The sequence below is a fragment of the Ahrensia kielensis DSM 5890 genome, from assembly GCF_000374465.1.
GTDB classification, from domain to species: Bacteria; Pseudomonadota; Alphaproteobacteria; order Rhizobiales; family Rhizobiaceae; genus Ahrensia; species Ahrensia kielensis.
In genome coordinates, this window is the sequence record NZ_KB894530.1 from 281,179 (window position 1) to 301,901 (window position 20,723).

The window sequence follows — 20,723 nt, forward strand, 5'->3', positions numbered from 1 at the left end:
GCGGTATGCGCAATCACCCGCTAACACCCATGACGGATGCAGATTTGCGGCGCTGGCTTAGCTACCAAACAAAATGGAATGTTGGGCATATCGCTCTGATGTCTTTTGTCAATGATTTATGCGCGTCAAAGCACCCGCTGGCGGGTTTCAACGTTACTGTGGCGCACATTGGTGGGAACGAGATCTGAAGACGTCGGTTAACAAACTCTGATACGCGGATTGGATACCGCATGACCGCATGTGCGTCTCGGGGCTATTCCTGTCTTACATCGGGCGTCAACTTATGTTGGCCACAAAGCGATGTCGGATATTCCCCTGCCGTGATCTCGTTCCCGCCAATAGGCGTGAAAGGTTGGACCGGCTAAGGCACTGGCATTGTCCTTCGGGCAATATCCCACATGAATGCTGACATTTCTCGGGCGATTGCCGTTGTTATCACTGTCTTCTTCTTACCGCGCTGGCTAAGCCGCCGATATCGCGCTGTCAGCCTTGATTGTGCCTTCCAAGCGATGTCCTGTATCTCAGGCGGTAGTTTTTGCAGGACGTAGAGCTTCCTTTCGCCGACTCGCGCTGGAAACCGATATGTCCAAGCTCCCTCCACCAGCGTGCGCCGGACCCTAGAATTGCCAGCTTTGGTGATCCCGCCACGTTTGGTCGTCTGACCCGTGGAATACTCACTGGGTACCAAGCCCAAATAGGCCATCAACTTGCGCGGATTTTCAAATCGGCGAACATCGCCAATCTCAGCCATAAATGTAACAGCACTGATCAGCGCAACACCGCGCAGTGCTTGTAATGCATCAACAACCGGTCCCAATTGCCAATTTGGAATTAACTGTTCGATACCGTCGGTTAGTCGGGCAACACGTTCGACAGCGTGACGCTCGGCCATAATCATTTCCTGTAAAGCGATCTGTTGCGCAGGGTGATCAAAGGACTGTTGTTGTAGCCACCGGCGATAACGCATTGTCCATGTCTTGGGTCGGTGATAAATTCGACCATGGCGCAGGAGAAAGGCCGAAATCAACTGGCGTTTGTGGCGCTGATCTTCAGCGGCACTTTCGCGTGCCCGCACCAAATCTCGCATGGCCTCGTGGGTCTCATCGGGTACCCAAACTGGTGTTAATTCCCCCGCCCTTAGAAGGCGCGCCAGACGCATCGCATCACGCCTGTCAGTTTTTATCCGTTCACCTGAACGCATCGGGATCAGGGACGGGGCAACCACGCAACAGGAAAACCCAAACGCCGTAATCTGCCGATACAGTCCATAACCTGTTGGCCCTGCCTCATAGCACATCTCAACTCGGTGGTATTGCGCGGCTAGCTTTTTGAGCAGCTTATCAACAGCATGGGGTGCAGTTGAAACAGTCCCCCAATCGCGTACTTCACCGTTCCGGCCTTCATCTGCAACTGAAACCGCCAGCGTATCCTTTGACGCATCAAGCCCAACGAAAACTACTTTTGATTTGTCTTCCATACCATGCCTCCAAGTTGAAGGGCAGCAGGATGCCAATCCCTCTCAAAGCCAGCATAAATCAATACAGCATCACGCCGCCGAAAAAAGACATGCAGTCTTACAGACCAAATACCATTGTCAGCGACAACGGCACGGAGTTCACCAGTATGGCTATCCTCAAATGGTCTCAGGAAACAAATGTCGAATGGCATTACATCCAGCCTGGCAAGCCAATGCAGAACGGCTTGGTCGAAAGCTTCAATGGCAGCTTCCGCGACGAGTGTCTCAATGAGACATTGTTTTCATCGCTCAGCCATGCCCGTCATCTCATCACCGAATGGAAGGAGGATTACAACCGGAACAGACCACGCTCATCACTGGGCAATCTCACGCCTCAAGAATACGCAACGAAAGTGACATTGCAAAAACAGGCCGCTTAAGGTCTAAGACAAACCGACGGATTCTCCAATAAATTGGAGGGGAAACGGGTCTCAGGTCAGACTCAAAAAGATCTTTGGCGCAATTTGTTGATCAAAACTCTGACTACAGCCTTGAATTGAGTGGCGTCTAACAGAATAACATAGCTCTTTGTGGTTTCCTGCGCATATGGAGAAACGTTCGTCGAAAACCAATCACCAAGTTCCTTTGCCGAAAGGCCGTTTTGAACAGCGAGATAGATTTCATAATAAATTGGATCGATCTGCTCATAGACTTTAGGTTTCAGATCGACGTCAAACTTCTTAAATTTCTCAATCATCCGTCCAAAGTAAATATCACGTGCAGTATTATTACTTAAGAAGCTTTCACGGGCCTTAACAAGAAGATATCCAATTTCACATATGGACCGTGCAACAAAATACGGCTTTATCCTTCTCCACCTAGGATGTGACTTCAAAATTTCTTCGGCTGCATCTACAGCCGTAAAAACGTCGTCTACGAGAGAAAGACTACCAGTGAGTGAGGCTTTTCGAACTCGGTAATAGAAATAAGGCGTCCAAACAGTTCCTATCTTTTGTGCCTGCACCAAAGTGTTCCAACTGAAAGGAATGTCTTCAGCGCCAGTCTCAATAAAACGAATAGCATTTTTAATAAGGAATTCTTTACTGTAAATTTTATCCCACACAGGGGTTCTAGAAAGAAGAACAATTGGCTTCTTGGTCCAGTGAAACCCTTTTGTATATTCAGCAAGCTCTCTTGGAAGGCCGCGTTCGGCCTTAACCAGATCATTAGCAGAAACCTCATAATACGTGCTAATTATTACATCTGCATTCAAGGCATAAGCGCGAGACACCATAGCATCAAGGAAGTTTGGCCCCATATAATCGTCGCCGTCCATAAAATGGATAAATCGGCCTCTCGCTTGATCAATAACATCGTTTCGCGATGCGCCAAGCCCACTATTCAGTTTTTGATAAAGCCTAACACGATCGTCTCGTTTCGCTATGGCTTCAACAAGTTCAGCAGTGTTATCTTTCGAACCATCGTCGATAACTATTACTTCGAAGGAGCGACCTTCCTGTGAAAGAACGCTCTCTACTGCTTGCTCAATAAATTCGGCTGAGTTGTATGCCGAAATGCCAACTGTTATATCAATCATGAAATCCTCAATAAGGCTTGTAGTATGTGAAAGATATACCAAAGGCCTTCACATAGACGCCGCGGCGAATTTTCTTATATTCAAAGAGGCGCGTGAAAAACTTCGAAACCGCGAGCCGTAGATTGAGCTTCTTCTTCGTGGATACTGCCGCATAACCAAATACACGAGAAACATGAGCAACGTCCACACCTTGCTTCTTTTTGATTGTTAAAAATACGTTAAATAGACGCTCGCCGAGAAATCCAAGTGCGCGCGATTGTAATTGGCCCTTACCGTATATTGGTTCTGAAAGTGCAATTTGGGGTCTGACCGCTTCAAGTATACTAAATGCCCACTCCATATACTCTTCGAATAGGTCCCACTTCATAACGTACATATGATTAAAGGTCGCGTAATGGCTCTGGAATGCTTCGTCAATTTCTCTTGGGTTATCCGATTTCTTTTTTGTTTCTTCTAACACTAGGTCAATATCACGACCTACATGGTAACAAAGGTATTGCTCGTAGAGACTGGTGCTCGACTTATAGCCATCTTGTGGATTACCAATTTCATCTAAAGGCGGCGCAATTATATCATGCTTGGCTACAGAGGATCGAATATTTTCATCCAACCAACCATAACGGACCCGAGTAACCAAATTAGCATCAGAGAAAGAATAATCTGAGTTTCCAATGGGCGGCCTCCCACTGAAATCCAAATATCTGCGATAGTGAAAGAATCCGACATAGTCTGTTTTTTGAGCGTTCTTCCACACCCAATACATAGCGGTCATTTCAGCGTATATCGCATTGAGATCAGAGATATTGTCGCCAGTGTTATCACCAAGTACCTCGAACTGGTCCAAACTTTTACTCTTACCGGCTTGGATTGGTACAAAAATATCAGATGGTGGAGCCCCAAAACGGTCGAAGCCAACAACATATATCTTGACTGATGGCATAGATGACATTTCAGATTGTCCCATTGTAAATTCACGATTCGTTAAAAATGAAATTCTAAACCGACCTCAAAAACAAAAGAGCAACTGCCATATCCATAGGGGGGAATTGTCTTGATGTAATTAGCAATCGCAAGGTCGGCATTCAATTTAGAGGAATTTTACTTTATCATTCAAGACAACAGATTTATAATACTTTCAAAACACGAGTCCAACAGTTTATTACAATTTCGAATTTATAGTTATTCTAATTGGTCGAAATTATGCAAGTACATTCTTGAATTATGTGACAAACCTCCCCAAAGGCAGCGTTCTAAGCAGTAAATGGTTGAGCATTTCCCATGCATATAAATATTTAGATCAATCGAAATAAGCAGTAGCGACCTCTTCAGCAGGGCCGTCCATCCGAATTGAACCATGCTCAAGCCAGATCAAACGCTCGCAATTATTTAATAGTAGATCACGAGAGTGGCTAGCAAGTATAAGAATATGAGCATTGCTTACGAGTTCAGACATTCTCTGTTCAGCTTTGGCTTTAAAGTCTTCATCTCCAGTAGATAACCATTCATCCATAATAAGAATTTCCGGTTTTATGGAAGTTGAAACCGAAAATGCCAAGCGCATTTGCATGCCGCTGGAATAAGTTCTGAACGGCATATCGAGAAACTCACCAAGACCAGAAAACTCAGCAATATTGTCATATTCTTGCTCTAATTGATGCCGACTAACGCCCATCATGGCAGCGCGAAGCCTTATGTTATCTCTGCCGGTCGCTTCTTGATCAATACCTAGTGATATGTTAATCAAAGAGACACATTCGCCCGATATAGTCGCTAAACCGCTATTAGGTATATATATACCCGATAAAACGCGAAGCAAAGTGGTCTTACCTGATCCATTATGTCCGATCAGCCCAACTCTCTCCCCATCATGTATCGACAACGTTATGTTATTCAAACCATTAATAACTAAACGTCCATCCTGCTCCTCATTTATGAAGCCGCCAGTTGTTGCTTGCAGAAATTTATTTTTTAGTGAGCGAGTTTTCGCATTATATATAGGAAATTGGACGCTCGCAGCATTGAGTTCGATATGGGGCATTGCACCTCCCTTAAAGCCAGTAGGTTATACGTTGTTGATAACGGTCAAAAAACACGAGAGCGAGAATCCAACCGAAAAAGGCCATAGATATACATACAATCCAGTTCACCATATCCGGTGTCTCACTTAGCATTGGCATGCGTACTACTTGAAGCAGATGATAAAACGGATTGAATTGTATAAGCAGTTGAGGCATACCGTCTGGTAATATGGAAGGCGCCCACATTATAGGTGTGGCGTAAAAACAGATTTGCATCACATTCTGGACGATCATTGGCACATCGCGAAAACGAGTGCAAACTATCGACAAGAAGATCGCCATCCATAAAACATTTACGATACCTATTATCATTCCTAGCGGAAGTAGAAAAACAGACATTGTCATTGGTTTCATAAAGAAGATTAAAATGAATGGGATAATAATTATATTGTGAGCCATAATGATGAGGTTACGCCATAATACACGAATGATATGAGTGCTAAATGGCATTTTAACTTGCAAAATCGTTGCACTAGCCTCTATGTAGCTCGCCCCTCCCTCCATGATAACACTCATAAAAAAGGTCCAAACAATTAAACCAGCAGCAACCTGCGGGAGAAACTCCTCCATCGGCATTCGAAACAAAGTTCCAAAAATGATGCCAAGAGCTACGATCATCACCGCCATATTTATAGTAATCCAAAAAGCACCTATACGCGATCGCCTGTACCTTTGCGATACATCTTGCCAACCGAAAACCAGCGCAATGTCTATTTTTTTTAAAGCATCACTTATATCGTTTATTGCTATTTTCATAAATTGTCCGCATACTGAATTTCATTAAAATTTCCTACACACCCTTCTCGCAAAACTCCTCAAAAAAAGTATAAATTCATTTTTATTACCCCTCGATAGAAGGCTGTATTTTCAATACTAATCTTCCCTTCCAAATGGATTATGAAAAATCAACAGAACATGATTCGTGTGGGATTTTTATCATGATGCGATCCTACTGCTGAAAATCTACATCTAATCCTCCTTGCCGGCATCAAACCGCTTACTTCAACCTATCTGGATCTTCTGTAAAAACATCGGCACTTTGGAAATCTTTTGCCATATGGTCTTTCCTGGAAACAATGGGCGCTAAATCGGATGGCCAGTTAATTTGAATTGTAGGGTCATCCCATCTAATTGTACGTTCAAATTCGGGAGCGTAATAATTTGTAGTTTTGTATAAAAACTCCGCTGTATCCGAAAGCGTTAAAAATCCATGCGCGAAACCCTCTGGTATCCAAACTTGTTTTTTGTTTTCACTTGACAATATTTGGCCAAACCAACTGCCAAAAGTAGGTGAAAATTTTCTGATGTCTACTACAACATCGTAAACCTCGCCTTGAATAACACGGACAAGTTTGCCCTGCGCTTTGGGACCGAGCTGATAATGAAGCCCCCTTAAAACGCCTTTTGTCGACTTTGAGTGATTATCTTGTACGAAGCGAACAGAGCCACCCACAGCCGATTCAAAATTTTGTTGGTTAAAGCTTTCAAAAAAAAAGCCTCGCTCATCGCCATATACACTAGGTTCAATAATCTTCACACCTGCCAACTCAGAATTAGTGAATCTCACGTTGAAACTCCTCGACAACTCGCAAGAGATATTTTCCATAAGCGTTTTTAAGCATCGGCTGAGCTAATTTCTCCAATTGAGCCGAGGTGATCCAACCTTGCTTAAATGCGATTTCCTCGGGACAAGCTATTTTTAAACCTTGACGATGCTCTATTGTTTGCACGAATTGCGATGCTTCGAGTAGGCTTTCATGGGTACCAGTATCAAGCCAAGCATAACCACGACTCATCTGCTCGACTGATAGCTGTCCTTGATCAAGGTATATTCTGTTAAGGTCAGTTATTTCGAGCTCCCCTCGGGATGAAGGCTTAACACGCTTTGCATATTCAGGCGCATGTTCGTCATAAAAATAAAGACCGGTAATAGCATAATTTGACTTGGGCTCTTCAGGCTTCTCTTCTAAGCTGATAGCTTGACCCATTTTATTGAAATCCACAACGCCATAGCGTTCGGGATCGAGGACACGGTAGGCAAAAATCGTTGCCCCACTCTTTTGGTTACTAGCGGCAGCGAGCCTGTCAGGTAATCTGTCACCGTAATAAACATTATCGCCTAGGATAAGTGTGGATGGAGATCCGCCTAAAAAACTTTCCCCAATTATCAATGCTTGAGCAAGTCCATCTGGTGATGGCTGAACAGCATATTGAATGTTAAGACCCCAATTAGTACCATCACCTAATAAATCTTTAAACATAGGTGTGTCTCTAGGAGTAGAAATCACTAAGATTTCACGTATGCCTGCAAGCATCAAAGTTGAAATTGGATAATAAATCATAGGCTTATCAAACACTGGGAGCAGCTGTTTTGAAACTGCTTGTGTCGCAGGATACAATCGAGTGCCGGACCCACCGGCAAGTATAATACCTTTACGCTTCATGTCGATTTAAAACTCCTTATAATTTGGTTGGCTACATCATAAAAGTCATCCGACCATTGAGGCAGATCGAAGCTAAGCGCTCGATCTAATTTTGATGTATTGAGCAAAGAGTTTGCAGGACGCGCAGCTAGCATGGGGTATTGAGAAGTCAGGATCGGATACACTGAATTTTCATTAGTCGCCAATGTTATATTTTCTGCGCTCGCAATCTGAATAAGTTTTATAGCGATCCCATACCAAGTAGTTTGTCCTTTAGGAACTAAATGATAAATACCTGAAGGCCAAGCATTTTTGTTTGTCGACTTTATGGCCTCAACGGTTACTTTCGAGATCAAATCGGTGCTTGTTGGAACACCATATTGATCATTAATAACATTAAGCGTTTCGCGTTCTCTTGCTAATCGTAAAATTGTTCTAGCGAAGTTTCCACCATCCGGACCAATAACCCATGATGTGCGAAAAATGAAGTGCCTGCAACCACTAGCTAATATGGTGTTTTCTCCGGCTAATTTGGATCGCCCATAAACATTTATAGGGTTTCTAAAATCTATTTCTGTATATGGTACCTTTTTCCTACCATCAAAGACATAATCCGTCGAAAAATGGATATACAATGCGTCCAGTCGCCTAGCTTCTTGTGATATAGTAGAAACTGCTTCTGCATTCACTGCAAAAGCAAGATCCTGCTCATTCTCAGCTTTATCAACGTCTGTATAGGCCGCCGCATTTACAATACAGTCCGGATTATAAACTTCAATAGCTTGCTTGATTGAGGCATTATCGGATAAATCCACCTCAGCGCGTGCGCATGCTTTGACATCACCCACACAAAGCAACTTACGCTTTAGTGTACAGCCAAGTTGTCCATTTGCGCCGAGCAGAAGAATTCTCATTTGTACTGCTTCTGGATCCAGCTTTGGTATTCTCCACTTCTAATATCTTCAACCCACTCTTGATTGCTGATATACCATTTCACTGTCTTTAGAATCCCGCTTTCAAACGTTTCTGATGGCCTCCACCCTAATTCATGTTCAATTTTACTTGCATCAATGGCATAACGGCGATCGTGACCAGGCCTATCTTTTACAAATTTGATAAGATCTTTATAGCTCTTTAGGGGAGTGTCCGCAGCGCAGGGGACTAATTCGTCCAGAATACCGCACAGAGAATGAACGATATCTATGTTAGATTTTTCATTAAGCCCACCAATATTGTAAACTTCCCCAAGTCTTCCTTTATCCAAAACAGAACATATCGCACTACAATGATCTTTTACATATAACCAGTCGCGAATCTGCAAACCGTCACCGTAAATTGGCAACGGTTGATGCCTCAGCGCGTTGTGTATGACCAGCGGTATTAGCTTTTCTGGGAACTGATAAGGACCATAATTATTTGAGCAATTTGTTGTCAAAACGGGCAATCCATAAGTATGATGGTATGCACGCACTAAATGATCAGAGGAGGCTTTACTTGCGCTATAAGGACTATTGGGTTCGTAACGACTTGTCTCTACAAATGGCGGCGCATTAGGCGTTAAAGAGCCATAAACCTCATCCGTTGAAACATGAAGAAATCGAAACTTGTCTTTTTCTTGTTCGGCTAAATTTTTCCAGTGGTTTCGCGAGGCCTCTAACAAACGCAAAGTACCAATTACGTTCGTCTGCATGAACACTTCGGGCCCATCTATAGAACGATCAACATGCGATTCGGCTGCAAAATTAATAACTGCACGTGGTGCGTGTTCAAGAAATATCTTTTGCAACAGTGATTGGTCTTCAATATCACCATGTATAAATATATGACGACCATCATCTTGCAGAGCAGAGATATTACCCATATTGCCAGCATAGGTTAATTTATCAAGATTAACGATCGTCTCGTCTGATTGGTCTAGCCAATTTATAGCGAAATTTGATCCAATGAAACCAGCCCCACCTGTTATTAATACGGTCATTTTTTCCCCTTAAGTGCCTACTTATAATTTATTAAATAATAACGCGAATAAAAGACCACAATTCCCTAGAAAACTCTGCCGGTGAATACCAGCTCTTTTTGCTAAGAATAGCCGTTTAAAAAACATGGAGCGGCGAGCCTCAATAAAATCTAACAGTCGCGTTTGGTTCACTTCAGTCAAGTACGCTTGATTGCACTCCAAGGCTTTTAAATTAACATCATTCCACAGCTTAAAGCGTCCACGGAAGACAGCGAAAGCACGCTGAATGCCTGCGCGCACGCCAACATTACTACCAACTATATTTTTTTCATGCTGCCTATATTTCACGTGTGAGGTTGAATCATAATAAACAATGCCGCCAGCTCCGCTAATAACTTGATAGCACCACCAATCGTGTGAAACAATTTTGTGCCCTTCCGAAAAAGTAACAATCAAATCACGAGCAGCCCTATTAAAAACCATCGTATTGCCACCGCTTATACTCTGCACCAACGCATTAGAAAAACTTGGACTTTTTTTATAAAGAGGAGATAAGACATTCATATTATTACCGGCACTATCCACACTTTCCGTACGTGAACAATAAAGCACAGGAATATCCGATTGGAACGTTTCGATTACTTCAACTGCTTTAGCAAGTTTATCCTCATCCCATATGTCATCTTGATCACTAAACGCAAAATATTTGACGCCATGGTATTTCCTGCGGAGTGCGCGAAGAAAATTTTGAGAGAAACCAACATTTGATTGTCTATTGTGGATCTTTAACATTTGCATTTGATCCCTCGTCAAATCTAAATCATCAATGACTAGAGGATTTCTTGAGCTATCATCGAAAATATGCAACTTAATATTTTTATATTTTTGTTTAACTATTGACTTAACTTGGTCTGATATAAAATCTGATCCTTCATAATAACCAAGTATAACAACCAAAGAAACATCATCTGTAGTCTCTCGTTCAATAGCCACATCTTCCAATTTAGTAGAACCTTACAAAAAATTACAATATGTGAGCGAATAACATATACAAGATGAGGCGTGATGTCATATTGTCTTTTGAACTTCAATAGAGAAATGAGCTGCCCCCAACTTTGGACCTCCCGGCTGGAGTATTTTCCGGGGTTAGTGCTCAAGCGTGAATTGGTTCGTTTGAGCGATTTATAAGCGAAATCGACGTTATATCGCCGATTAGACAGTATGGCCGAACATTTCTGGGGCCTGCACGCCAAGTCTCTAGTTTTTTGCGTGCGTCGTTAACAAAAGCATTCCATCCAGCCCGCTTCAAAATAAATGCGATTTGCGCTTCTGAAGACTTCGATGCGCTCATAGAATTCTCTATCTCGCTAAGCGGCGATTATAAATAAAAATATGTAGCTTTAAATGGTTCGATTAGGTGGAGACAAATCACGATTATCTTTCCATCCTAAAATAGTGGACACCAGAATTCTGAAATCTAACGGGAGTGTACGTAATTTAATGTACTCTTCATCTACTTTGGCTAGTAGCTCTGGATTTGACATATCAATATTCTGTACCTGTGCGTAGCCTGTAATTCCTGGAAGAACATCAAAAACGCCACGCTTCCAACGAGCACTTACAAGCTCCTGTTGAACCATTAAGCATGGCCTTGGTCCAATTAAACTCATATTTCCGCGCAAAATATTAAATATTTGCGGAAGCTCGTCAATTTTAGTTTTACGTAGAAATTTGCCAATCTTAGTCAGCGAGGAACCATTAATTTCGTGTGAGCCAACTTGTTTTGTGCCCTTGACCATCGTTCGAAATTTATAAAGTGAAAAAACTTTACCGCAACGACCAACGCGCTGCTGTACAAATATTCCCGTTCCCTCAGAGGTTAGCTTGACCGCTAGCCAGACGACTATCAATAACCACCAGAAAACAACGATAATACTAATAGAAAACCCAACATCAACGAAGCGACATACAATTGCGTAAAACAAATTTCCATCCTGCTGATCTGTCAGCAAAATCTCATTAGAGGCTTTTGAGTTTAATTCAGCATCGATACAATTAGCCAATTTGGTAATGTGAAGCGTTACCTTAAAACTAGCTAAAACGGAGACGATATAGCGGGCTAAGGGATACGGCAACGCATTCAAGAGGCTTAGCTTGCCCGCGAACCTCTCGCCGTGCACTATTGGCAAACGTATAATTGTGACACGCATCACATTTAAATCATTCAAAAAACGTTCAGCTTCATTTTTCGAGTGTGCATAATTGGATTTATCAGCTTGTTGATGAATTGTAGCTGTATAAATAATCTTGTCTACTTTTGCGGTTTTTGCTTTTAAAATAATATTTTTCAGCAAATCAATATTGGCAATTTCAAATTCTTCCGCTGTCGCAACAACATTATTATTGAGTACCGCAAGGTGGAGAATCGCATCTACACCGCTAAAAGCGACATCTAAATCGTCATAATCAAAGACGCGCCGATTAGGGAATACTGCCGCAAGTCTGGCTTTATGGCGACCGATAAGGACCAGTTCATATCCTTTAGCCTCCAATAGAGGCACTATCTGCCTGCCAACAAAACCACTTGCACCTGGAATGGCAATTTTTATGGCCATGGGCGGATATGAACCTTCTAATTATACGTCGGATTGCTATTAACTTGCTGAGTACATTACCAATAAGTAAACTGTCCACCACTACACAAATATGATGTGGATAATTTTTCAACTGAACAATATAAGTTGTCCTACCTTTTCGCTTCACCTTCGCAATGTAGTCATTAAATAGCGCAATTTTCTATCAAACCGGCATCTCAAACAAGCTCACATTCATTTAAAGCCGAAAATCCCATTTACGGCTCTGCCACGTGGCGAACGCGGGGGGCAAAGCTGCAATTTGGTATTGACCAGGTGGTGCGGGCGCAAGAGCTTCAGCGATGAGCCACGGCTGGTCGATTGCTACTTGCAGCGGCGTTGGGGGCAGCGCCCCCAGTCTTTCTGGTTTGGTACGGAATCAAAATCTTGGCGCAGGCGAATCTATGACTTCATCATTGGATTGGGGATCAGACGCTTCAGATGGATGAATTGGCTCTGAATCTCTCATCAAGCACCAATGGTCCCAATCCTTATTAACGAGCGTGATGCCATGCGCCTCTGCAAGCTCATACGCTAATTCGTATATCCAGTTTTCATGAGCACGGATTGCAAACACTGTGGCGCCAGAGCTTACGGCTGCTGCAATGGCGATTTCGACAGCTTTTGCCGTTGGATTGGCACATTTGATGCTTGCGCGACTTACTCTGATCTTTGAGCGATCTTTCAGTTCAATGATCTTTTTGTCTACGGAGACCTTATGAACAAAGTGAATGTCGCTGCCATAATGCCTGTCAACATTGGCAAGCATTGCTTTGTAAGTGTCTTTGCTGGTGGGTACATCAATCGAGATATCGGGCGCTTCCGCCTCTATTTCTTGGACCTCAGAGGTCGATAAATACTGATCTTTGGGTTTCTGAACTGCCCGCTTTGCTGTCAACACTGCTTCATTTGCTTCTAATCCTGCCACCTCTTCAGGGGTCGGAATTGGTGTATCCATTAAGTGTTCGAGCGCGTTATTGCCAATCTCTTTCATACCTTCATCGAAAGCTTGTCTGAGCATCCGGCGCGTATGAGCATCTAGGGCTATGGCTGGCTCGGCAGATAGCTGTGATAAGTTTGTACTCAACTGCGACTCTAAATGTTCGAGCTGTTCAAGAGCTTCGTTTCCAATCTCTTGCATACCTGCATCAAAGGCTGCGTTCAGCATCTGTCTTGCGCCCTCATCCAGCACAATTTCTGGTTCGGATAGCATTTGATGCGGGGTAGTAGAGCGCGGCACTTCATGTGCTCTTGTTGGTAACGCATTAGAACTCAGCTGTGGCTCTAAATATTCGAGCTGTTCAAGCGCTTCGTTCCCAATCTCCTGCATACCTGCATCAAAGGCTGCATTCAGCATCTGCCGTGCGCCATCATCCAGCTTGATGGCTGGTTCTCTTGGCTTGCTGATCGTCCCTTTATTAGTGGGCACCCTCTTCCGCTCTAATCTTTGAGCAGGACTTGGTATGTTTGGTTTATTGGCATTGGCAATAATTGGGGTTTTCTCAGCTTTTAGGGCCCGCTCAAGACGGGTAAGGCCAGTGGCCTTTGCTGCGCTATTTGTTGGTTCTGTTTGAACATTGAGGCCAGCGAGAACTTCAGTGTGAGACGGCAGCGTCATATCACCAATCATTTTGACGATATCAGCCTTCTTTGGAGCCTTCGCGCTTCTGGCTCTAGCGACCAATGACATCATGCGGCGAAGGTCATGAAAGACGCCCCGTTCGGTTATGACACCAATTACCTTGGTTCCAGTGCACAGGTGTAATCCCCGCTCTTTCAGCCTTTCTTCAAAAGCTGTTCCGTTTTGAACCAATTGCCACGCTTCAAAAGCAAGACGCCCTACTTCGTCCGCTGCAATATCATTGGCCCGTTCTGTCTTTTGCCTATCATTTGATGAGACAGCTTCTGGCCGTCTGCTCTCTAATAATCCAAGTCGCTGCATCTGAGCAGCGACTGCGCTGTAGCCGGTCTTATTTAGTTGGTCATGTATGGCGCGATTATGGCTTCCGCTAACCATTGGCTCAGATGTTTGATATTCGCAGATACGAGCAACCTTTTGCGCACGAATGGCACAATAATCATCCCGTATCACTTTGCCGTCTAAATCTATCCAAAGATAAAGGCGGTGCTCATGGGCAGCCAAACGGCCCCCATTGCCACGTTTCATATGCCGTGCAGAGACAAAAGGCTGGCCTTCAATGCCGAACTCTTTTTCATATTCATACCAAGCATCATGCCACTCATCCTCGGTATAGTTCATCGAAGGGTTCATGATGACATGCACAAACGGTTTTTCTGTTTGCGTATCAAAAACCAGATCATTCAGCTCATCAAAGGCGGAATGCATATCGCTTGCCATAAGCGCAGGGGCGCTGATCTTGATCCACTCATTGACATCAGTGCGCAGTAAATGAGTGGCAAGCCATTTGCTGCCCGTATGCCGTTTCATATTTATGATCATGGCGACTGATCCGTTGATTGGCAGATTTCCTCTATCTTTAGCTCAACCAGAGATTTGGCATGGCTCAAGACTTTGCGTAAATCAGCCAGCAGCTGCTCGGTCTGTTTGCGCGTTTCGCTATCAGCACCAGATGTGCGCAGATCTCGGCATAGCGCTACCTGCCTGCCGTTAAGGCCGTACATATCGCGGTGCAAAACCTTCAGAATATCCAGATCGCTTGCGCTCCATCTGATGGTTTTATTATTCGACGACGCGTCTATTTTAATCTTTTTCGTGCCGGTGCCGCGCTGGTTCAGATCATCCTCAATCAAACCGCGCACATATTGAGAACGTTGTTTTTGGCCGCCAGCCATTCTTACAAGTCTTTGATTCAAGCTTGAAGGTAGCCGGAGTTTGAGCTGCTCCGCCATTTGCCGCGTTTCACTACCGCTGCGATTTGCCTCTATTTTCTTCTCATTTTCGTTCGGCATCAAAAAAACTTCTCTGGGGTGCACGGGGATGAAATCCCCTGCCCAGCTGCTGCGCGGGTACCGCGCTGCACGGCTGGCTAAGATAAAATCGTCGTCAAAATGATCATCTCAAAGAAGGCTGAAAATATCAAATTGTGTTTGCGCTATTACTGCACGCCAAAAAAACAATTTGGAATTTTCATACTTATGTCATTGATAGGACGGGTCTCATAAAAAAATATTGGAGCCCACTATGCCGAACTTTGATCTCGAACATCTAGAAGATGATTTTCTCGCTGAGCCACAAGCACAGCCTGATATGCCCGCCCCGACATTTGCACGTCTCATTCGCTTACTACGCGAGGAGCTAAGCGATTTGTCTCAGATGAAAGAGCAACTTGAAGAGTTTAGGAAAGATATCAAGCTCATGATCAATCTCGACCCTCGAACTCTTAATGCCCTGCTAACAGCCGTCTTAGACAAGAATCTGGGCACTGAGCTGAGTGAGGCAGAGATTGATCGTGCTCACAAAATATTCGACAACCATAAACACGACAGCATCAATGATGCTTTACGGCTTGTCGCACACGAGATCTCAGTCATCAAAAATGCGGCCCGTTTGCTTGCTGTTCTTGATTCATGCGCCATTGAGATGCCCGCCAAATGGTCGAACTTACCCACTGGCAATCTGGCACGCTCTATAGCCCAACTAGCCCATGCTTCAAGAGTAGCCCCGATAGAGACTGCATAGCTTGTTAACCGTGTTTATAAAGCGTGGATTGATTTTTTAGAATCGCTGGTCATTTTAAGGTGGCTGGCGATTTCACGTCAGCATCTAGGCGCAGCACCGCTAAAAGCGGTGCACCTCGGACGGCAATCCAAGGGCACCTGGCCAACATCAACTCCAATCGCGTGGAGCTAAATATGGTTGCGTTCAGCAATAACGATCGACGCACGTCGGTCAATACTGGCATTTGCCAAAACATCCTTCCAACCCAACAATTAGGTTATTGTAATACGATTACTATCCGTCGTCTTCCATGTCATTGGAGGGCTGCATCATGAAGCTTATTACTGTGATCAGCACGATCGAAGACATAATCGTACTAACGCCGACCTGTGCCCCCGACTTAGTGCGCAGGGATTACGTCAAGAACTTTGGCTCGGGCTATTTAATCGGCTGCTTCGTTCCACCTGCACATACCCGCATATGCGATATTCTCGCGCGCGCTGAGCTTCGCTTTTCTAAATCCAGAGTGTCGCCCTATGCCTACAGAATATCGCGCTGCAAAATCATTCGGTGGTTGCTCTGGGAGATTTATGGCCGCCCCAACATCATCAAGGCATATCGGCGCATGAAGCGCCCAATTAATAAATTGATTAGCTTGTTGAGGCATAGCTTCTTGGGAAGGCCGAAGGAATAGTGAAGATGGTTAGCAAGCCAAGTGAACTGACTTTTTCGGGGCCGATATCGCAGGACTCGATAACCCTGCAAATGTCAAATTCAAAAAAGTTGAAAATCCCCAGCCAGTTTTCCAAAAATACAAAATATTTTTGCATCATCGACAGCCATTTTAGACCTGAAGGAAAAAGTACAGGTTCTAAAGTGCAGCACAAACGGCCAAATGTTCGACCGATTCTATACAAGCGCATCAGCGCTGCGGCTGCGCTCGACATATCACCAGCCACGTTCGATCTATGGGTTGAACAAGGCTTGGTACCCAAAGGCCAAAAGATTGGAGGGTTAAGGATGTGGCGAATTAGCGAACTCGAAGCCGCCGTGGATGATCTTATTGAAGGCTTGAGCAACAAGAACGAACACCTTGATCATGGAGCAGCTTTTGAAGACTTTGAAGGCTAAAATTGGTCGTAAATATGTAATTTGTGACAAAGACCGGCATGGTAATTTGCGTTGGTATCTGCGCCTACGAGGCCGTCCTAAACATCGTTTCAAGGAACTACCGTTCAACGAAGATGGTCAAATACGCACAGAATTCCTTCAGGAGTATGATGCAGCGTTCACCAACGCTATCATTTCAAATGGTGTGGAGGAAGTGCCCGCAGATGATAAATATAGTCTAAACTTTTTACTGAAGCAGTATTTTGCTTCGCAAAAATTCCGTAAGCAGAAAGCGGTTACTCAAAGAGACAAACGTAGTGTTTTGGAAAAGTACGCCGCTGAGCACGGTCATCGTCCCTATCGAGGTTTCACGCGTAAGCACTTGCAAATGAGCGTATCGAAGCGGGCTGATACACCAGCAGCAGCAGACAAACTGATAAAATACCTAAAGGCAGTTTTTAACTGGGCAATTATAGAGGACTTGGCTGAAAAGAATCCGGCTATCGGCATCGAAAAGATAAATAAGACTCAAGGCCACCATGCTTGGAGTATGGAGGAAATTGAAAAATTCAGATCGGTTCATCCGATCGGCACAATGGCTCGTGCAGCCTTAGAGCTGGCATTAAATACGGGTGCGCGAAGGGAAGATTTAATAAACTTAGGTCCGAAGAATTTGGTTGTGGATAAAATTACCTATACCCCTAGCAAGAGCACAAATAGTTCGAGCCAGAATAAAGTTACTAATCCAATGTTTAGGAGCACATTTATGGCGATTGAAGCCACACGTCAAAAGGGACTGACGTTCCTTTTGAACGAGTATAATCGCGGCTTTACTGGCAACGGGTTTGGAAACCGTATGCGAAAGTGGTGCGATGAAGCTGAGCTACCCCATTGTTCAACGCATGGGCTAAGAAAATCCGCGGCCATACGCCTTGCTTATGCAGGAGTAAGCGAGAGAGAACTCATGGCGGCCTTTGGTTGGAGCGATTCAAAGACTGCGCACTATTATATAAAACAGGCTGATAATGACCGCCTGTCAGATAGTGCGTTTGCCAAACTAATGGCAAAAGAAGTGACATAAAGTGAACAAAAATGTCCCACCTAAATTTACGAAATCTCGAAAGTGGGATTAAAGCTTCAAATAACGCAATAAAATCAATGCAAACAAGGGGGAATGGTGGGCCCGGAGGGACTCGAACCCCCGACCAAGCGGTTATGAGCCGCCGGCTCTAACCAACTGAGCTACAGGCCCCACCTTGAAGTGTGCTGCATATTCCCTCAAACATTTTAGTCAATACTTATCTTAAAAAGAAAAGCACCCAACTTGCGAAAAGGTTCAATGCTATTGCGGTTGGTTAGCCTATTCTTTTTGCTACGACAAGCGCCCAATTTATATCTTGGAAATATTTTATTCTCGTCACAATCCTAGCACATATCCAATAGATAAGCTTTTTCAGGGATGAAACTTTAGAGGCGAATTTACTATGAAATTTTTGATGACACCCGCAATTGCTAGTCTAGCGGTACTTGGAGCCAGTGTTATGTCTTTGCCAGCCATGGCCGATGAATCACAAAAACCGACGATCTCTGTTACTGGCAACGGAACCGCCAATGTTGCGCCAGATATGGCCATCATCTCAATGGGCGTGACCAAAGAAGCCGAAACGGCCCGCGAAGCATTGAACGCGAATACCGAGGCTATGAAAAAAGTGCTCGAAGAAATGCAAAGTGCAGGTATTGAAGCCCGCGATCTTCAGACATCTGATTTTTCCATTCAGCCGCAATATGTTTACCCAAATAACAGCAATGATGAGCAAAAGCCTCGTATTACCGGCTATGTTGTTCGCAACAGCTTGAGTGTGCGGGTGCGCGACCTTGAAAAAGTTGGCGATGTCTTGGATGCATCGGTCTCGCTTGGCGTTAATGATGGCGGTAATCTTGTTTTCACCAATGACAATCCTGACGAAGTCATCAAGCAAGCACGCTCAAACGCTGTGAAAGACGCCATCGCTAAAGCCAAGACTTTGGCAGAAGCTGCAGGTGTGGAGCTTGGAGCGATTAAAACAATCAGCGAGCAAGCTCAAAACGATGCGCCGCGCCCGATGGCTAAAATGCGCAGCATGGAAATGGTGGCATCGAGTGCGCCAGTGCCTATCGCTGCAGGCGAAAATAGCTATGATGTAACCGTCAATATTACATTCGAAATCGCACAATAATTCTATTGTGAAAGCGAAGGCCAATTGCGATCACCAGCGACGATATTGCCGCTGGTATCACGTAGCCAGCGATTGCGAATATCTTTCGACAGGTTGAGATATAGCCTGTTGTTCACCACCGTAAATGCTTCTGGATCAATTGGAGCCAACGCACCGTTGGCGACGGCAAAAGCACAATAACCACCATATTGCGGCATATATTTGGATGGGTTAGCGAGAAATAAATCGCGATTTTCCGCATTTGAAAACAGGTATGTTGAACCAGTGAACTCTACTGAAATCGAAGCATCACCTTTTACAGCCATATTCTGTGTGAAGTACGCAACAGGGTCATAACCTTGAATGGCAACGCCATTTGAAAGATTTATTTTCGCAGCTTTTGCTGATTGTGCCATCAGAGCACCTGCCCCGAGCATTACTGAGAAAAACGAACGGCGGCAGAGTTTGTTTTTATAATTTTTCATAAATCAGCTCCATTCGTTTCATTGTCGCAAGCATGATCAATAAGTATCGAAAAATCAAAACACAGCTTTTGCCGACACCTCAATTTTATGTGAGCCTACCGTAGGTTTTTCACCCAGAAAGCCATCGACTTTTCTGTTTCTTCTATATCGCCAAGGTCTTTCCACGGAAAACTGGCTTTGATATCAGCAAGTTGCCCATACCCTATACGCTGCCAAAATGCGTCAAGTGGCACATAGTCTTGAGGCTTTTCCGGTGCGTCAGCATTCCTGATAACCGCGCTGAACACAGTCTGATGAAACCCTTGCCGCGCGGCCTCTGCTTCCCTTAAATCGAAAAACTGTCTGCCTGCGCCTAGGCCTCGAAAGTCAGGCAGAAGAACCGATTCTGCAAGATAGAAAATTTGAGAGACATCATAACCAGCCAATTGCAAGGGCGCTGCAAAGGCCTCATCATGATCGGCAAGCGGCATTGCTGTTGAAGCACCAACAATATCGCCGGCATTAAAAGCGCCGACCATGAAAGTGCGCTCATTGTCCACATATGAGCGCAAATAGCTGCGCTCATAATCCATATCGCCATCATATAAATATGGCCATTCGCGAAACACTCTCATGCGCAAATATGCAAGATCATCAATGTAATGATGAAAATCCGAATGTGTTATCGGACGAATTTCTAGTTTCGCGTCCACCAGATCAAGAAACCTGTGCGATCCAATCGTTCAAATTATAATAGGTCGTAACGCGGGTAATTAATCCGTCATCAACCTCAAAGAATATACCCGCAGGTAGATCATAAGTTTGACCATTGGCTGCCGGCAAGCCTTCTGCTGTTGAAATATATTTGCCATGCACGGTAAATTCAGCAGCGGCGCGCACGCCGCCTTCATCAACCATAATAGCGATATCTGTGAGCTCTTCTTTGTAATGGCATGCCATCTCGCCATTGAACCAACGGAATTTATCTTTGCCAATCTGGCGTTCACCCTGATTGATGTCATGCGCGACATCATCATGCAGCAGCGCAAGCATAGCTTCGCTATCGCTGTCATTGAAGGCTGCGAAGTATTTTGAAATAATTTCGTGGGTTGTGTTCTGGCTCATGAAATGTCCAATCCGCTAAGCTGTGTTGTGCGCAAAGTTAAATCC

General features: G+C 44.3%; 21 protein-coding genes, 1 tRNA gene and 1 pseudogene. 6 read left to right on the top strand and 17 right to left on the bottom strand.

Features of this window, described 5'->3' with window-relative positions:
- Window positions 1–188: four-carbon acid sugar kinase family protein (locus C504_RS18870; protein ID WP_041951670.1), on the top strand; the 188-nt coding region annotated here is incomplete at its 5' end.
- A gap of 173 nt (window positions 189–361) precedes the next feature.
- On the opposite strand, the gene C504_RS0110725 is transcribed toward C504_RS18870, so the two are convergent.
- Window positions 362–1,477 carry an IS110 family RNA-guided transposase gene (locus C504_RS0110725; protein ID WP_018687233.1) on the bottom strand — a complete coding sequence of 372 codons (1,116 nt, stop codon included), beginning with the start codon at window positions 1,475–1,477 and terminating at the stop codon, window positions 362–364.
- A 101-nt stretch (window positions 1,478–1,578) separates the two neighbouring features.
- Here C504_RS0110725 and C504_RS17675 point away from each other — a divergent pair.
- Window positions 1,579–1,896: pseudogene (locus C504_RS17675) on the top strand (integrase core domain-containing protein); the annotation flags it as partial.
- Window positions 1,897–1,958: 62 nt separating this feature from the next.
- Here the strand turns inward: C504_RS17675 and C504_RS0110735 are convergent.
- The 12 genes from C504_RS0110735 to C504_RS0110795 form a co-directional block, all read right to left on the bottom strand.
- Complete coding sequence (locus C504_RS0110735) at window positions 1,959–3,053, bottom strand: glycosyltransferase family 2 protein (RefSeq protein WP_018689342.1); 1,095 nt, start codon at window positions 3,051–3,053, stop codon at window positions 1,959–1,961.
- A 7-nt stretch (window positions 3,054–3,060) separates the two neighbouring features.
- Window positions 3,061–4,017, bottom strand: coding sequence for a DUF4422 domain-containing protein (locus C504_RS0110740; RefSeq protein ID WP_083923169.1), 957 nt, complete (start codon window positions 4,015–4,017; stop codon window positions 3,061–3,063).
- 333 nt (window positions 4,018–4,350) lie between these two features.
- A complete protein-coding gene (locus tag C504_RS0110745; RefSeq protein ID WP_018689344.1) occupies window positions 4,351–5,091 on the bottom strand; it encodes an ABC transporter ATP-binding protein in 741 nt (246 codons plus the stop codon).
- A 10-nt stretch (window positions 5,092–5,101) separates the two neighbouring features.
- Window positions 5,102–5,887, bottom strand: a complete 786-nt coding sequence (locus C504_RS0110750) for an ABC transporter permease (protein WP_018689345.1) — start codon at window positions 5,885–5,887, stop codon at window positions 5,102–5,104.
- Window positions 5,888–6,128: 241 nt separating this feature from the next.
- Window positions 6,129–6,698 (bottom strand): dTDP-4-dehydrorhamnose 3,5-epimerase, encoded by a 570-nt coding sequence (gene rfbC / locus C504_RS0110755; protein WP_026317399.1) that lies wholly within the window; start codon window positions 6,696–6,698, stop codon window positions 6,129–6,131.
- On the bottom strand, window positions 6,685–7,575 hold the full coding sequence (rfbA, locus tag C504_RS0110760; protein WP_018689347.1) for a glucose-1-phosphate thymidylyltransferase RfbA: 891 nt from the start codon (window positions 7,573–7,575) through the stop codon (window positions 6,685–6,687). Before rfbA ends, rfbC begins: the two co-directional genes overlap by 14 nt.
- A complete protein-coding gene (gene rfbD, locus C504_RS0110765; protein ID WP_018689348.1) occupies window positions 7,572–8,468 on the bottom strand; it encodes a dTDP-4-dehydrorhamnose reductase in 897 nt (298 codons plus the stop codon). Before rfbD ends, rfbA begins: the two co-directional genes overlap by 4 nt.
- Entirely contained in the window at window positions 8,465–9,532 is a 1,068-nt protein-coding gene (gene rfbB, locus C504_RS0110770; protein ID WP_018689349.1) for a dTDP-glucose 4,6-dehydratase, read from the bottom strand. Before rfbB ends, rfbD begins: the two co-directional genes overlap by 4 nt.
- 21 nt (window positions 9,533–9,553) lie before the next feature.
- Window positions 9,554–10,504 carry a glycosyltransferase gene (locus tag C504_RS0110775; RefSeq protein ID WP_018689350.1) on the bottom strand — a complete coding sequence of 317 codons (951 nt, stop codon included), beginning with the start codon at window positions 10,502–10,504 and terminating at the stop codon, window positions 9,554–9,556.
- A 407-nt stretch (window positions 10,505–10,911) separates the two neighbouring features.
- The gene (locus tag C504_RS17680) at window positions 10,912–12,126 is read right to left on the bottom strand and encodes a hybrid nucleoside-diphosphate sugar epimerase/sugar transferase (RefSeq protein ID WP_018689352.1); all 1,215 of its coding nucleotides are present in this window, start codon (window positions 12,124–12,126) and stop codon (window positions 10,912–10,914) included.
- Window positions 12,127–12,523: 397 nt separating this feature from the next.
- Window positions 12,524–14,605: a relaxase/mobilization nuclease domain-containing protein gene (locus C504_RS0110790; protein WP_018689353.1), complete on the bottom strand. Its 2,082-nt coding sequence runs from the start codon at window positions 14,603–14,605 to the stop codon at window positions 12,524–12,526.
- Window positions 14,602–15,075, bottom strand: a complete 474-nt coding sequence (locus tag C504_RS0110795) for a hypothetical protein (protein ID WP_018689354.1) — start codon at window positions 15,073–15,075, stop codon at window positions 14,602–14,604. The genes C504_RS0110790 and C504_RS0110795 overlap by 4 nt, the downstream gene beginning before the upstream one ends.
- A gap of 232 nt (window positions 15,076–15,307) precedes the next feature.
- Here C504_RS0110795 and C504_RS0110800 point away from each other — a divergent pair, with 232 nt between their 5' ends.
- The 3 genes from C504_RS0110800 to C504_RS17690 all read left to right on the top strand — a co-directional run bounded on the left by C504_RS0110800 (window position 15,308) and on the right by C504_RS17690 (window position 17,975).
- The gene (locus C504_RS0110800; RefSeq protein ID WP_018689355.1) at window positions 15,308–15,805 is read left to right on the top strand and encodes a hypothetical protein; all 498 of its coding nucleotides are present in this window, start codon (window positions 15,308–15,310) and stop codon (window positions 15,803–15,805) included.
- 678 nt (window positions 15,806–16,483) lie between these two features.
- Window positions 16,484–16,915, top strand: coding sequence for a hypothetical protein (locus tag C504_RS18940; RefSeq protein WP_018689357.1), 432 nt, complete (start codon window positions 16,484–16,486; stop codon window positions 16,913–16,915).
- Entirely contained in the window at window positions 16,896–17,975 is a 1,080-nt protein-coding gene (locus C504_RS17690) for a tyrosine-type recombinase/integrase (RefSeq protein WP_169385112.1), read from the top strand. Before C504_RS18940 ends, C504_RS17690 begins: the two co-directional genes overlap by 20 nt.
- Window positions 17,976–18,069: 94 nt before the next feature.
- Here the strand turns inward: C504_RS17690 and C504_RS0110820 are convergent.
- Window positions 18,070–18,146, bottom strand: a tRNA-Ile gene (locus tag C504_RS0110820).
- Window positions 18,147–18,378: 232 nt separating this feature from the next.
- Here C504_RS0110820 and C504_RS0110825 point away from each other — a divergent pair.
- On the top strand, window positions 18,379–19,110 hold the full coding sequence (locus C504_RS0110825) for an SIMPL domain-containing protein (RefSeq protein WP_018689359.1): 732 nt from the start codon (window positions 18,379–18,381) through the stop codon (window positions 19,108–19,110).
- 2 nt (window positions 19,111–19,112) lie between these two features.
- On the opposite strand, the gene C504_RS0110830 is transcribed toward C504_RS0110825, so the two are convergent.
- From C504_RS0110830 to C504_RS0110840, 3 genes are all read right to left on the bottom strand, one after another.
- Complete coding sequence (locus C504_RS0110830; RefSeq protein ID WP_018689360.1) at window positions 19,113–19,574, bottom strand: YHS domain-containing (seleno)protein; 462 nt, start codon at window positions 19,572–19,574, stop codon at window positions 19,113–19,115.
- Between the two features lie 95 nt (window positions 19,575–19,669).
- Complete coding sequence (locus C504_RS0110835) at window positions 19,670–20,266, bottom strand: GNAT family N-acetyltransferase (RefSeq protein WP_018689361.1); 597 nt, start codon at window positions 20,264–20,266, stop codon at window positions 19,670–19,672.
- 4 nt (window positions 20,267–20,270) lie between these two features.
- Window positions 20,271–20,678 (bottom strand): ketosteroid isomerase-related protein, encoded by a 408-nt coding sequence (locus C504_RS0110840; protein ID WP_018689362.1) that lies wholly within the window; start codon window positions 20,676–20,678, stop codon window positions 20,271–20,273.
- Window positions 20,679–20,723: the final 45 nt, after the last annotated feature.